Annotated in this window: 13 protein-coding genes; 3 read left to right on the top strand and 10 right to left on the bottom strand. The window is 57.8% G+C overall.

The window, feature by feature from the left end; translation table 11 throughout:
* Positions 1–236: 236 nt before the first annotated feature.
* From HMPREF1024_RS14665 to HMPREF1024_RS14695, 8 genes are all read right to left on the bottom strand, one after another.
* Positions 237–584, bottom strand: a complete 348-nt coding sequence (locus HMPREF1024_RS14665) for a DUF1493 family protein (protein WP_008806210.1) — start codon at positions 582–584, stop codon at positions 237–239.
* A complete protein-coding gene (locus tag HMPREF1024_RS28755; RefSeq protein ID WP_004188736.1) occupies positions 569–1,018 on the bottom strand; it encodes an STM2901 family protein in 450 nt (149 codons plus the stop codon). Before HMPREF1024_RS28755 ends, HMPREF1024_RS14665 begins: the two co-directional genes overlap by 16 nt.
* Before the next feature lie 11 nt (positions 1,019–1,029).
* Entirely contained in the window at positions 1,030–1,512 is a 483-nt protein-coding gene (locus HMPREF1024_RS14670; protein WP_002915094.1) for an Hcp family type VI secretion system effector, read from the bottom strand.
* Between the two features lie 278 nt (positions 1,513–1,790).
* Positions 1,791–2,570, bottom strand: a complete 780-nt coding sequence (locus tag HMPREF1024_RS14675; RefSeq protein WP_009308499.1) for a heme ABC transporter ATP-binding protein — start codon at positions 2,568–2,570, stop codon at positions 1,791–1,793.
* Positions 2,563–3,558 carry an iron ABC transporter permease gene (locus HMPREF1024_RS14680; protein ID WP_009308498.1) on the bottom strand — a complete coding sequence of 332 codons (996 nt, stop codon included), beginning with the start codon at positions 3,556–3,558 and terminating at the stop codon, positions 2,563–2,565. The genes HMPREF1024_RS14675 and HMPREF1024_RS14680 overlap by 8 nt, the downstream gene beginning before the upstream one ends.
* Positions 3,558–4,376 (bottom strand): hemin ABC transporter substrate-binding protein, encoded by an 819-nt coding sequence (locus tag HMPREF1024_RS14685; RefSeq protein WP_004181072.1) that lies wholly within the window; start codon positions 4,374–4,376, stop codon positions 3,558–3,560. Before HMPREF1024_RS14685 ends, HMPREF1024_RS14680 begins: the two co-directional genes overlap by 1 nt.
* Positions 4,373–5,404, bottom strand: coding sequence for a hemin-degrading factor (locus HMPREF1024_RS14690; protein WP_009308497.1), 1,032 nt, complete (start codon positions 5,402–5,404; stop codon positions 4,373–4,375). The genes HMPREF1024_RS14685 and HMPREF1024_RS14690 overlap by 4 nt, the downstream gene beginning before the upstream one ends.
* A gap of 72 nt (positions 5,405–5,476) precedes the next feature.
* Complete coding sequence (locus tag HMPREF1024_RS14695; RefSeq protein WP_009308496.1) at positions 5,477–7,840, bottom strand: TonB-dependent receptor; 2,364 nt, start codon at positions 7,838–7,840, stop codon at positions 5,477–5,479.
* Between the two features lie 215 nt (positions 7,841–8,055).
* On the opposite strand from HMPREF1024_RS14695, the gene HMPREF1024_RS14700 reads away from it, so the two are divergent.
* Positions 8,056–8,349: a SelT/SelW/SelH family protein gene (locus HMPREF1024_RS14700; RefSeq protein ID WP_009308495.1), complete on the top strand. Its 294-nt coding sequence runs from the start codon at positions 8,056–8,058 to the stop codon at positions 8,347–8,349.
* 39 nt (positions 8,350–8,388) lie between these two features.
* On the opposite strand, the gene HMPREF1024_RS14705 is transcribed toward HMPREF1024_RS14700, so the two are convergent.
* Both HMPREF1024_RS14705 and HMPREF1024_RS14710 read right to left on the bottom strand, forming a co-directional pair.
* A complete protein-coding gene (locus tag HMPREF1024_RS14705; RefSeq protein WP_009308494.1) occupies positions 8,389–10,098 on the bottom strand; it encodes a thiamine pyrophosphate-requiring protein in 1,710 nt (569 codons plus the stop codon).
* Positions 10,099–10,133: 35 nt separating this feature from the next.
* Complete coding sequence (locus HMPREF1024_RS14710) at positions 10,134–11,075, bottom strand: AEC family transporter (RefSeq protein ID WP_009308493.1); 942 nt, start codon at positions 11,073–11,075, stop codon at positions 10,134–10,136.
* 184 nt (positions 11,076–11,259) lie between these two features.
* Between HMPREF1024_RS14710 and HMPREF1024_RS14715 the strand changes: the two genes are divergently transcribed.
* Together HMPREF1024_RS14715 and HMPREF1024_RS14720 are read left to right on the top strand one after the other, a co-directional pair.
* Complete coding sequence (locus HMPREF1024_RS14715) at positions 11,260–12,147, top strand: LysR substrate-binding domain-containing protein (protein ID WP_009308492.1); 888 nt, start codon at positions 11,260–11,262, stop codon at positions 12,145–12,147.
* A 67-nt stretch (positions 12,148–12,214) separates the two neighbouring features.
* Positions 12,215–12,556, top strand: a complete 342-nt coding sequence (locus HMPREF1024_RS14720; RefSeq protein WP_009308491.1) for a nitrous oxide-stimulated promoter family protein — start codon at positions 12,215–12,217, stop codon at positions 12,554–12,556.
* The last annotated feature ends 21 nt before the right edge of the window (positions 12,557–12,577 follow it).

The following is a 12,577-nucleotide window of genomic DNA, read 5'->3' as shown; positions in this document are numbered from 1 at the left end:
CTGCGATTTTGTAGTTGTCGTCGTTATCACATGGATGAGACATAATAACGGAGATGGGCAGGTGAGGGAAACCGACGAAAGCACGCGGCGCGATCCGGATTCCAGTTGCAGAGGGGGCGGGGTAGCGTCACAGTAATTGAACCGCCGCCACGCGATCGTCTTCATACATTACGTTCGCCGTCGATGTTGTTCTGCCTTCTGGCCGTAGACCTCGTTACGACAACGGCTTGTGGTTGCTAGTCGTAAAGCCATTTACCTGCTTTTGCTGATTCGGCAAACATTTTGATAGTTAAAGGTTTACGCGTTTTTTCTACATCTTCTCGTTTTACTTTAAACCACCGAGTTAGCATTGGAGTATTCTCCCAAGGGAAATAACACGACCATTTAACACTGGAAAGATCAACATTAAATTTTTGTTCAAATTTATTTAAAGCGTCATGCAGATCGTCGCCGGGAGCATCAAATAAGTCATAATCAAGTTCCAATGGGATTTCTTTCCAATTTTTATCTAAACGGGTTGAGATCTCATCTTTAAACAAGTCTAAAACCTGATCTTGAATGCTTTTCATTAAAAGGATGTCCATTGTATACGGTCTTTGGGGCGAGCTATTAGGTTGTATTTTTCCTGAGTTTTTCTTGAAACTTGATAAATTGAGTTTACAAGTCCTATCCAACCTAACCACGGAACATAACGGGCGATAACAGCAGCAAGACTATTCGTTTTTCTCATTCTTACACCAACGGGTGTAGGAACCCTAATACCAAATGGAGTTTTTGCATTTCTCAGAAGCATCCTTCCATATTTAGAAACAACACTTGTTCCTTTTATTGCCTCTCCTGGCTTTGTTCTGGTTTTTAGCCAAGGTTGCCCGGCGAGGATAGCGGCACCAGATTCAATACCAATGCCAAGTTCGTCACAAAATTGTTCAAGAAAAATGACATCAAAAAGTTCACCAGCCGAAAGATTGGATTGTCCGTGATAGAAATAGGTTCCATTTAGTTCTTCTGTCGTATCCATTTGCTCATCTATTATGCTGTTTGTCTTTCATTCCAGGCATCGGTGAAAATTATATTTCCGTCACAATGTTTCCAGGTGATCTTCTCATATCTAAGTTCGACAGATTCAAGATGGTTGTTGTTCTTGTCTTCTGGGGAAGCCATTGTAGGAGATATTGATACGATTCGGACGCCTTCAAGTAGCATATTGAAGTATTCCACTTCTTGACCAGCATCGCTGATTTTATACCATTTGATTTCAGCAGATTTCAGGTTCTGACCAGTAGCTACTGCTTTGTAGAGGTATGGACTGGAATAGTCGAATTCTTTAACGATGATCATTGGTGAGTGCTGACGAGTGCCGGTAGGCTTGCCAGTGGCATTATCAGTGGGAATGGATAGATTGTGATGAAACCCTTTAAATTCGATGCTGAACTCCCTGTCTGCAACATCACAACCACCTTTGATTAGTGCCCCACCGTCGTCGTATATCCACATATTACCTGGAATAGCCATGCTTCTTCTTCCCTCTATTATCATTAGTAAGAAAACAGTGTATCGAGTTGATTAAGCGCAGTAAATAATCAATGTGTCGTTTTTGGATTAATACGGGAAATATCTTCTCTGTAATGATGGTTTATATTTAAAAATAGCTGTCGTAAATATTTCATTGGGTTATTACGCCATTGGTATAGATTTTAAATATAAATGACCCTCAATAATATAATGCAGGCAATTATTGCCAGAAAGCGTAAGCGCGGCGCGATCCGGATTCCAGTTGCGCCGCGCGGGGGTTACGGCGCCAGATAAACCTGGGGGACCGCGTTGTCCGGGTGCTGGACGAGGCGGACATCCGCCCCGTACCAGCGATGGATAACCGGCTGCTGGATCACCTCCGGCGGCGTGCCCTGGGCGACCAGATGTCCCTGGTGGAGCAGCAGGATGCGGTCGGCCCACAGGGCGGCGAGGTTAAGGTCATGCAGCACCACGCAGACGTGCAGTTGCCCGCCGGCGGTGAGCCGTTTGAGCAAACGCAGCAGGTGCTGCTGATAGTAAAGGTCCAGCGCCGAGGTGGGCTCATCGAGAAACAGCCAGCCCTGCGGCGCGCCGTCGCGCCATAGCTGCGCCAGACAGCGGGCCAGCTGTACCCGCTGCTGCTCGCCGCCGGAGAGGCCGGGATAGCGGCGACCGGCAAGGCCATCGCAGCCGGTGACGGCCATCACCGCCGCCAGCACCGCCGGATCCGCCGTCGCGCCCCACGGTGAGCGTCCCATGGCAATGACCGTTTCCACCGTCCAGTCGGCCTGCAGGGCCGTTCGCTGCAGCATGACCGCCCGCCGGCGCGACAGCGCCTCGGGGGACCAGGCCTCCAGCGGCTTGCCTGCAAGATGGCGGGTGCCGCTGTCCGGAGTCAGATATCCGGTCAACAGGCGCAGCAGAGTGGATTTCCCGGCGCCGTTCGGCCCGATAAGCGCCGTCATCTCGCCGCCGCGCAGCGCGACGGAGACGTTGTCGATAATCTGTCGTTTACCAAGGTGAAGTGACAGCCCCTGGGCGCAGTATTCATTAACCATGTCTGGAGTTCTCCCGACGAAAGACCAGCCACAGAAACCAGGGGGCGCCCAGCAGGCTGGTGAGCAGACCGACCGGTATCTCCGCCGGCGCCGCCACGGTGCGGGCCAGGGTGTCGGCCAGCAGAAGCAGGATCGCGCCGGCCAGCAGCGAGCCGGGGATCAGTCCGCGATGGTCCGGTCCCAGCCACAGGCGCATCAGGTGCGGCACCACCAGGCCGATAAAGCCGATGACTCCGCTGATGGCCACCGCGGCGGCCACCAGCACCGCGCTGCACAGCAGCAGCCAGCGCTGCAGCGCCTGCACGTTGACCCCGAGATAGTGCGCCTCTTCATCGCCAAGCTGCAGCAGATTGAGGCGGGACGCCATCCACCACACCGCCAGCGCAGCCGGGATAATCAAGGTCGCGGCCACCAGCAGCGTCGGCCATTCGGCCTGGCCCAGACTGCCCATTCCCCACAGCGACAGCTGGCGCAGCTGGGCGTCATTGCTCAGCCAGGACAGGACGCCGACCAGCGCGCCGCACAGCGAGTTGATGGCGATCCCCACCAGCAGCAGGCGCGACAGCGAACCCTCCTCCGCCCGACTGAGGATGAAAATCACCACCATCACCGCCAGGCTGCCAATAAACGCCGCCAGCATCGGCATATACAGGGCGATCAGCCCCGCAGCGGAGAACGGGAGCACCAGCCAGCTGGCCACCGCCAGCGCGGCGCCGCTGCTGATGCCCAGCAGGCCCGGGTCGGCAAGCGGGTTGCGAAACAGCCCCTGCATCACGCAGCCGGAGAGGGCCAGCGCCGCGCCCACCAGCAGGGCCAGCAGCACCCGCGGCAGACGGATGGTCAGCCAGATATGGCGCAGCATGTCATCCCCGGAAGGCAGCAGGTTGACCAGCGGCAAGCGCATGGCGCCGAGGGTGGTGGCAAACAACGTCAGGGAGACCAGCAGCAGCGTCATCAGCAGCAAACGGCGAGCGAGGGCAGGGCGCATCAGGGCAACTGCTCCGCTTTGTTTCGCAGCGCGATTATCGCCTGCGGTGTGCGCGGCCCGAAGCCCAGCAGGGCCATATCGTCGATCGTCAGCAGCTGTTTATGACGCCCCGCCGGGGTCTGCGCCAGGCCGGGCAGTTTCCACAGCCCGGCTTCGCCGCCCATCCCTTTGAGACCATCGGCGGAGATCACCACCAGATCCGCCTGGCTGGCGGCGACCCCTTCCTGCGACATGGCGCGATAGTGGTCGAAGCCCTGCATCGCGTTCTGCAATCCGGCGGCGCGAATGGCGCCATCGGCCGCGGTATGCTGTCCGGCCACCAGGGTATTCATTCCGCCGTGGCTGAGAATAAACAGCACCCGCTTAGCAACCGGCTGCGTGGGAATGGCGGCGATCTGCTGCTGAAGCTGCTGGCGCAGCGCGTCGCCTGCCGCCGTTTTGCCTAACGCTTCGGCAATGACAGCAACTTTGTTATCGATCGCGGACAGACTTTCGCCGCCCGGCACGTTAACCACCTTCACCCCGCTCGCCTGCACTTTGTGTAAGACCAGCGAGGGCTGCGCCTGGGCGCTCGCTAACACCAGCTGCGGGCGTAACGCGAGGATCCCCTCGGCGTTCAGCTGTCGCAGGTAGCCGACGTCCGGCAACTTTTGCGCCGCCGGGGGCCAGCTGCTGGTGCTGTCCCGCGCCACCAGGCTCTCCTCCGCGTGAAGGGCATAAACGATCTCAGTGACATCTCCGCCGAGTGTGACGAGCCGCTCAACGGCGGCGTGACTCAGCAGCGGGAAAGCGATCAAGAGCAGTAACCAGCGCATCATGCGGGCTGCCCTTCACGGGTCAGGCGGTCTACCTGCTGGCGCCATTGCGTCTGCTCGGGGTGCCCCTCGCTGCGCTGGCCGTAGAGCTGGGCAATCTGGGTGCCGTCTTTAGCGAACAGTTCGACGCTGGTGACGTGTCCGTCCGAAGTCGGCTTGCGGGTCACCCACACTTCATCGAGGCTCTCTTCGCGCAGATGCAGGGTAAAAGTAGTATTGAAGATATTCAGCCAGCCGCGCATGGGGGCCAGCTTTTCCAGGGCGCCGGTAAAGATCTGCACGCAGCCGCGATTGCCGACGAAAATCATGATTTCATTGCCCTCCTGGCGCACCGTCTCCAGCAGCGACGGAAGCGCATGGCGATCCACGCGGCAGGCGAGGTCGTCGCTCACCAGACGGAAGGCCTGCTGGCGGGAAAGCTGATATTTACGCAGCAGGCCGAAGAACTGGTGAACGTCGGTCATCGCGCGCCAGTCGTTCTCCAGGGCGGCACCGTCGGCGGTGTCGGCATATTTCACCGGCTCCAGCGGACGCAGGGCCAGCGGTGCCGGTGCCGCCACCTGATGTTCCGCGATCAGGGTGTCCCAGGCCGCCATGTCGGTCTGCGCGGTCGCATAGACCTTCAGCAGGGCATCGCCGTGGTGGTCGAAGAACTGGATGCTCTGACGGCCATTGTCGTTTAGATGGAACGCGCTGGCCCACTGGCTGAGGAACAGGCGCAGGTCGAGCGCACGCGGGTTCAGCACCAGCCCGGCGTGGCCGCTGAGGTGCTGGTGCGTGAACTGGCCCACTTGCTCATGCACGGCATACTCGTTGCGGCAGATGCATTTGGTTTCGCCGACGCGCTCCAGGTCGGCAATCAGCGCCCGGGCGTCATCGCTCAGGCGTACGGCATCGTGGCCGAGGCGGGCGGCGGTCAGCTCGGCTTCGCTGATCCCCATTTCCGCGGCGATATCGCGGGCATATTTCGCGGGGCTGGTCGCTTTGGCGGCCTGGTAGCGCTGCCACAGGTCAGGGTGGGCATTGGGCATAATCATATCCTTACTCGACGATGAATATCCCCGGCCGTTGGGCCGGGGGCAGGTGCGTTATTATTCGGGCAATCAGAAGTCGACGTTGACGCCCAGCTGCCAGGTACGGCCCGGCATCACCGCCAGCGCTTTATCGTTGGCGTCCTGGTTGGTGCCGGTCTCGATATTGCGGCTGCTCAGGTAATCCCAGTATTTACGATCGGTGAGGTTGTAGACCCCGCCATTGAGGCGCACGTTTTTCGCCACCTGCCAGTACGCGGTCCAGTCCAGCATGCCGTAGCCCGGCACGCGCATATAGTCGCTGCTGGCATCGGTGATGGCGGATCCGCTGTTGCTGTAGCTTTCGCGGTTGGTGGCGGTCGCCTGTTTCCCTTTGACAAAGGTCGCCGTCAGGGCGGTGCCGTAGCGTTTCGCCGGATCGTCCCAGGCCACGCCGACGATGGCTTTCATCGGCGCCACGCTGTCGAGGTCGACGTATTTATCGCCGCTGTAGCTGGATTTCGATTTCCCTTCGCTATAGCCGAGGGCGAGGGTGGTGCTCAGGCCGTTCACCTGCTCAAACCAGGTGCCAAAGTTAAATTTGGTGCTGATCTCACCGCCGTAGATATAGGCTTTATCGCGGTTTTCCGCCTGATAAATGGTGTAGATGTTCGACGGCACATTCGTGAACTGGCCCGGATTATTGGCGCGGGTATAGCGCGTATAGGCGATAAAGTTCTTATAGCTGTTGTAGAACAGCGCCGTGCGCACGGTGATGCCTTCGGTGACTTCCCCTTTCAGCCCCCACTCGAGATTATCGCTGGTTTCCGTCTTCAGATCGGTATTGCCGATCAGGGCATACTGCTGGCTACCGGCGTAGCTGGAGCCGAGGTTCCAGGAGCCATACAGCTGGCTGGCGTTGGGGAACTGCGCGCCGCGCTGGTACTGCAGGTAGGTCATCAGCCGCGGCGTAATGTCGTACTGGAAGGTCAACGACGGCAGCACCTGGGTATCGCTGTTTTTGCCATACAGATTCGCTACCGACGACTCGGTCAGCACGCTGCTGTTGGCGGCAAGGTCGGACAGATTTTCCGGCTTAGTCGATTGATGCACCACGCGCACGCCGGGAATAATGGCGAAGTTGTGGCTATCGAGATCGAAGTTGATCTTATCCTGGACAAAGCCGCCGAGGGTGTAGCTACGGCTGTCTGCTTCCGGCTGCATGATCTCGCTGTAGACGCTGGGGATCGGCGACTGGCTAAACGGCCGCTGGGTTTTGGTCGTGCTGGCGTTGAAGCCAGCGCTCAGATCGTGGCGGCCCAGGGTTTTCGCCAGCGCGGTCTGCAGGCCCCAGGTGTCGGTGTCGTAGTTGGAGTTCACCGTCTGCATGCGGCGGGTGACGCTGTCCGGCATATAAGTCCAGTCATGGGCTTCAGTATGCTGGTAGTAGATTTTCGTGGAGACGCTGTCGAGGTAGTCGTTCATCGGCGTCCAGTCATCCTTCAGGCTCAGGCCCCAGCGCCGGGTCTGGCTGGTCTGGTTGGCGGTGCCGATGGTGCTGTTGCCGCTGGAGTCCCAGGTATCGTAGTGGGTGTGGTTGGTTTTATGGTAATAGTCGAAGGTGCTGGTCAGCTTGTGTTCATCGTTAGGCTGCCAGATCCCGGAGGCCAGAAAAGCATCGGAGTGCCAGTTCGCCGGGTAGGCATCGACGGTGCCGCTGTTGTTTTCGGTTTCCTGACCGTCACGGCGGCTGTAGACCAAAATTCCGCGCAGGAACTCATCGCCGCCGGCGACGGTCACCCCGTTGTGCCAGCTGCGATCCGCAGAGTCGTAACCGCTGCGGTAGCCGAAGGCGCTGGTCTTGCCCGGGCGCAGGTAATCATCCGCCGATTTCGGGCGGAAAGAGACATTTCCCCCGATGGCGCTGTTGGCCGTTTCCGTCGAGGTGGCGCCGGACTGAATATCCACGCTGCCGTACATATACGGGTCGATATAATCGCGGCCGATGCCGAAGGTGTTGAGGCCAGCACGGCCGACGTAGCCGCGGCCGGTGGCGTTGGGCTGGGCGATGCCGTCCACGTCGATGCCGACGCGGTTGCTCTCCATGCCGCGAATGTTGTAGCCGGTGTAGCCGCCGCGGTCGAAGCCGCTTTTGCCGTTGCCGGAGCCGCCGCTGGCGCCAGTGGCGCTGATGAGCGGCTCATAGCGCATGATCGAGCCGAAATCGTTAGCGCCTTTATCCTCCAGCTCCCGGGCGCTGATGCTGTGTTCGCTACCGGCTTTCTGTACCGGTGCGGGAGCGGTGACGGTCATTTGTTCCGAGGTGTCATCCACTGCCTCGCCGCTAACGGTGGAAGTATCTGCTGCGACGGCAGAAGTCTGATAAATTGCTGCAAGCAAAGAGGTCACCAGCAGGCGTTTTTTACACCATGCTGCTGACGGAGTCGATGTGTACATAGTCGCCACGCCTTGATCGTTATTAGTATCGGCTCACGCGTTACTTCCAGTGTTGCAGGTTGCTCCGTCTTTTCCGTTGCGGATGTGGTCTCACTCCATTTGTTGATTGCGAATGGTAATGATAGGTATTATCGTTTGCAACAAAATATTGATGTATTCCTCATTTAAACTGCACTTTGTTTACACTTTGCCCTTTCAGACTTAGCGAGACGACGATGAATTCAAAAGCGACTATCACCATCACCTACTGTTCCCAGTGCAACTGGATGCTGCGCGCCAGCTGGATGGCGCAGGAGCTGTTACATACCTTCAGCACTGATATCGCCTCGGTGACGCTGGTGCCGGGGACCGGCGGGATCTTCACTATTGATATCGACGGCCAGCAGATCTGGGAGCGTAAGCAGGATGGCGGGTTTCCGGATGCGGCAGAGCTAAAACGCCGGGTGCGCGATGTCTGCTTCCCGGAGAAGCCGCTGGGCCATGTGGAGAAAGGTGACCAGAAGGGGTGACAACCCCCTCCGGACGACAAGCGCCCGGAGGAGAAGCTGTTAGCGGGCTAACTGTACGTCAACCAGCACGCTTTGTCGGCGGGTGCGGATGAGGGAGACCGCTTCTTCCAGCACGCCCGGGAGATCTTCGGCCCGGGAAACCGACAGGGCCGCCGCGCGACTGGAGGCGGCAATGGCGGCGAAATCCGGCGAGGTGGTAAAAGCGGTGGCCGGGATGGTCTCAGCCTGGGCTGCGTAGCCGTCCGGGTAGAGCGCTTTGGTGCCGCCCGCGACGGCGCCCCATCCGCTATTATTCCCGATCACGACGAGCACGGGGAGCTTCATCACTTCGGCAATATGGTGGCAGACCGCAGGGTTGGCGTACAGGTACGACCCGTCGCCGACGGCGGCAATAATCAGCTCTTCCCGGCGCGCAAGCTGCAGCCCCAGCGCGATAGGCAGGGCTTCGCCCAGGCCGCCGGCCAGCGCCTCCTGGTAATAGCTCTCGGCGTGGGTCAGCCCGGCGAACTGCGGCAGCGTGGTCAGTTCAGAGACGATCCGGCCGTGATGCTGATTGGCCAGATGGCCGAGGCAGTAGCTGAGCCAGGGTTTGGTAATGACCCCGGTCTGGCTGGTATGTAAGAGCGCATCGCGCTGGTTTTTCTGTTGCTGGATCCGATGGAGAGTATATGCCGCCTGCTCCGCCACATGCTGCTGGCGGGCGGCCTGCAACGGATGGAGAGCCTCTTCCAGCAGGCCAAAGACTTCGTCGGTCTCGCCCGCCAGGTTGATGTCCGCGCGATAGCCGCGCACCGGATAGCGGGAAAAGAGCGGGTCGGGGCCCATCTGGATCACCGTGCAGTCCCGGCGACAGTCGCCCTCGGCGATCATCCACGGCGCCTGCGAGTCGACCACCAGAATGACATCGGCGTCGGCAAGCCAGGCGCTGGGGTCGGCCCCGGCGAGCAGGGGATTATCGGCGCTCAGGGTGACTTCGGTGCCCCAGTATTCCACCAGCGGGATCGCCCATTCGCGCACCAGACTATCGAGGCGCGCAAAGCCTTCCGCCGTTCGGGCGCCGCGCTGGGCGAAGATGACGGGATGTCTGGCGCAGGCTATTGCTTCGGCCGCCCGGGCGATGTCTTCCCGGGTAGGCGCATAGCGGACCGGTTGTTGTGCAGGGCCAGCCTGCAGCGCGGCTTCATCGATGGCAAAGGTTTCGCACAGCGGTTCACGCGGTAAGCTCAGGTAGACCGGCCCTTTCGGCAGGGAGCTGGCAATCGCCCAGGCCCGATCGACATGCTCGCCGATCTGATCGGCCAGCCGCAGTTCAAAATCCCACTTCACCGATTCACGAATGAGCGCCGCCTGGTCGCGCATCTCCTGGCCGTAGCCAATCGGCGTATTGCGGCAGCCGAAGTGGGAATGTTCGCTTATCGGCGTGCGGCCGCCAAAAATCAGCACCGGAATATTGCTGTTCGCCAGATTGATGACGCCGCAGGCGGCGTTGGCTAACCCGACGTTGGTGTGAACCATCACCGCCTGTACCTTACCGGTGCCAAGGTAGTAGCCGTGCGCCATGCCGATGGCGGCGTTTTCATGCGGGCAGATCACCAGTTCGGGCACTTTTTGCCCGGTCGCCCGGGCCTTTGCCCAGGCTTCAATCACCGGCGGATAATCGGTGCCCGAGTTAATAAAAATATACGCCACGTCCAGCGCCTGTAGCCGATGCAGTAACAGTTCAGCAGCCGATAATGTGATAGAGGCCATATTCTCTCCGTATTCACGCGATGTTATCGCGGTAATTAAAAGGTTAAGAAAATAAATCCACCCATCGTAATGATGGAGGCAATAATACTCAGCGCCATCGTCGAGGCCATTTCCTGCTCGCCGGTTTTATACTGCATGGCAATAATTATCGCGATGGAACCCACCGGGATCGCCATCGTCAATACCACTTCCTTGATTTGCTCCATGGTGAAGCCCATTTTCAATAAAATGAGATAACAGGCGCCGGGAACCAGAATATTGCGGGCGATAACGGTGATAATGGTGGCGGTGGTAATAACAATGCTGCGCGTATAGAGCACGATACCGGCGGCAAACAGCGCCAATCCGCCAGAAGCTTTGCCCAGCAGACCCAGCGACATCGAGATAGTCTCCGGAATATGGATATCCGCCAGCACGATGAGCAGGGCGATAACCGGTGACCAGACCACAGGTTGTTTAATGGCGTTTATCACCCGTGTGCCAAAGGAGATATGCTGGCTTTTATCGCCGGTGGCGACCGACATCAGTATCATCACCAGCGGCAGCTGGAAGACGTTTTGCGTAATACTGGAAACAGTAATTAAAGATGCGCTGACGGTGCCGAATAAAAAGGCCAGCACTGACGTGCCAATGAAAGGGACTGCCGGTGAACCGATAGCCAGCGCTTGCAAGGTGCTGAGGGCGAGATTGCGTCGAAACAGATAGCGGGCAGCTAATAACGGAATAACGAAACTGAGGATCAACGCCAGGATAATGGCTATAGCGACCGGGCCCATGGTCATGACGATGTGTCGCGGCGTCATCACCATATTGCTGAAAATACTCAGCGGTAATGCATAGAGCATCACAATTTTATTGATGTCTCCCGCCTGTTGCCAGTTAAAGTCTTTTCGTTTACCGCTTATATAGCCGATGATGACGGTAATGATAACCGGTAATATAGCGCCTGAAATTAATAGAATATTGTTCTGTGTCATGGTGATATATTCTCATTATAAATTATCTTCGGGTCAGAAATGTGTTTTGCCGCGCGTGGTGAGGTAAATAAATCCCTTTGAAGCATGCGTTCCGGTGATTTTCGAGCGTATTGATAGTGACAGTTATTCGCTAAAACAAGCCGTAGGGGAAATGTAAAAACCGTTTGTTCAATGAGTAAATATCATGCCAATGAAATTTAAGCAGATTCAGGCGTTTATTACCGTCGCTCACGAAGGCAATATGACCCTGGCTGCGGAGAAAATGGGGATCACCCAGTCGGGACTGAGCCGGCTGCTATTGAGCCTGGAAGCGGACCTGAGCGCGACGTTATTCGAAAGACATAAGCATGGTATGGCGTTGAGCGAGTACGGTAGCGCCTTTTTACCCTATGCGATGACGATGCTGAATACCGAACAAAAAGCCCGTGAGGAGATTGAGCTTATCCGCGGCGCCGGGAAAGGCATCCTGCGGATTGGCTGCGTTTCCAGCCTGCTGACCAGTCATTTCATCGATAAACTGGCGGTTTTCCATCAGCGCCATCCCCAAATCCATCTGCGCATCGTCGATCGCATAGACTCCGAGCTGTTTAAATTATTGCTGATGCACGATATCGATATCGCCCTCTGCGGCCCCTTACCGCATGATGAGAAAATCGTGGTGCGCGGCAAAATCAACTGGCAGGACCGGATCTGCATCGTCGCCAGGCAGCACCATCCGCTGCATCAGGCGGCAGACGTCACTCTGGAGGCGATGCTGGACTATCCGTGGATCATGCCGCCGCCGTTAAGTACCCCGATGAACATCCTTGAGGATATCTTCCGCGCCCATCAGCTACCCTGTCCGCAGCCGGTTATCGAGTGCGCATCCTCCTCGGCCATTAAGGCCTTTCTGTGCGAAAGCGATCTGTTAACCTCGATGCCAGCCCCGGTTTACCGGCATGAAGAAGCGCTGGGTCTGCTACGCCCGCTTGAGGTTGAGGGCAGCGTCTTTATCCGCGATTTCTACGCCTACAGCCATTTCGGGGTGCTTTCCGGGGCGGCCTTACAGCTGATCCAGCATCTGAAGCAGTGAGTCTGGTCGGGTATGGACATTAAGGTGTAGAATAAATGCATCTTAAAAACAGACGAAAGGCGGGGAGATGGGGAAGCGTATCGAACGGGAAAAAATGACGATTCAGCGGATGATTGCCCTCTACCAGCGGCGCTGTCCCGAGGCGCTGGCCAATAATGATCACTATCAGGCGCTGAACGCCTACGCCGACAAGCGCCTTGATAAATGCGTGTTTGGCGAGAACAAACCGGCCTGCAAGCAGTGTCCGGTACATTGCTACCAGCCGGCGAAGCGCGAAGAGATGAAGCAGATTATGCGCTGGGCCGGGCCGCGGATGCTCTGGCGCCACCCGATCCTCACTATTCGCCATCTGCTGGACGACAGGCGCCCGGTGCCGGCGCTGCCGGAAAAATACCGACCGAAAAAATAGCGGCCTTTCCCTGGTCAGCGC

This window comes from Klebsiella sp. 4_1_44FAA, from assembly GCF_000238715.1.
Classification (GTDB): domain Bacteria; phylum Pseudomonadota; class Gammaproteobacteria; order Enterobacterales; family Enterobacteriaceae; genus Klebsiella; species Klebsiella pneumoniae.
The sequence above is the reverse complement of the archived record's forward strand: the minus strand, read 5'-3'. Positions and strand labels throughout refer to the sequence as shown.

Excerpts from the sequence above, each read along its gene's own strand:
- HMPREF1024_RS14685 (WP_004181072.1), bottom strand. The coding sequence starts at position 4,376 with ATGATGCGCTGGTTACTGCTCTTGATCGCTTTCCCGCTGCTGAGTCAC.
- HMPREF1024_RS14670 (WP_002915094.1), bottom strand. The coding sequence starts at position 1,512 with ATGGCTATTCCAGGTAATATGTGGATATACGACGACGGTGGGGCACTA.
- HMPREF1024_RS14700 (WP_009308495.1), top strand. The coding sequence starts at position 8,056 with ATGAATTCAAAAGCGACTATCACCATCACCTACTGTTCCCAGTGCAAC.
- HMPREF1024_RS14690 (WP_009308497.1), bottom strand. The coding sequence starts at position 5,404 with ATGCCCAATGCCCACCCTGACCTGTGGCAGCGCTACCAGGCCGCCAAA.
- HMPREF1024_RS14695 (WP_009308496.1), bottom strand. The coding sequence starts at position 7,840 with ATGTACACATCGACTCCGTCAGCAGCATGGTGTAAAAAACGCCTGCTG.
- HMPREF1024_RS14720 (WP_009308491.1), top strand. The coding sequence starts at position 12,215 with ATGGGGAAGCGTATCGAACGGGAAAAAATGACGATTCAGCGGATGATT.
- HMPREF1024_RS28755 (WP_004188736.1), bottom strand. The coding sequence starts at position 1,018 with ATGGATACGACAGAAGAACTAAATGGAACCTATTTCTATCACGGACAA.
- HMPREF1024_RS14680 (WP_009308498.1), bottom strand. The coding sequence starts at position 3,558 with ATGCGCCCTGCCCTCGCTCGCCGTTTGCTGCTGATGACGCTGCTGCTG.
- HMPREF1024_RS14675 (WP_009308499.1), bottom strand. The coding sequence starts at position 2,570 with ATGGTTAATGAATACTGCGCCCAGGGGCTGTCACTTCACCTTGGTAAA.
- HMPREF1024_RS14710 (WP_009308493.1), bottom strand. The coding sequence starts at position 11,075 with ATGACACAGAACAATATTCTATTAATTTCAGGCGCTATATTACCGGTT.
- HMPREF1024_RS14705 (WP_009308494.1), bottom strand. The coding sequence starts at position 10,098 with ATGGCCTCTATCACATTATCGGCTGCTGAACTGTTACTGCATCGGCTA.
- HMPREF1024_RS14715 (WP_009308492.1), top strand. The coding sequence starts at position 11,260 with ATGCCAATGAAATTTAAGCAGATTCAGGCGTTTATTACCGTCGCTCAC.
- HMPREF1024_RS14665 (WP_008806210.1), bottom strand. The coding sequence starts at position 584 with ATGGACATCCTTTTAATGAAAAGCATTCAAGATCAGGTTTTAGACTTG.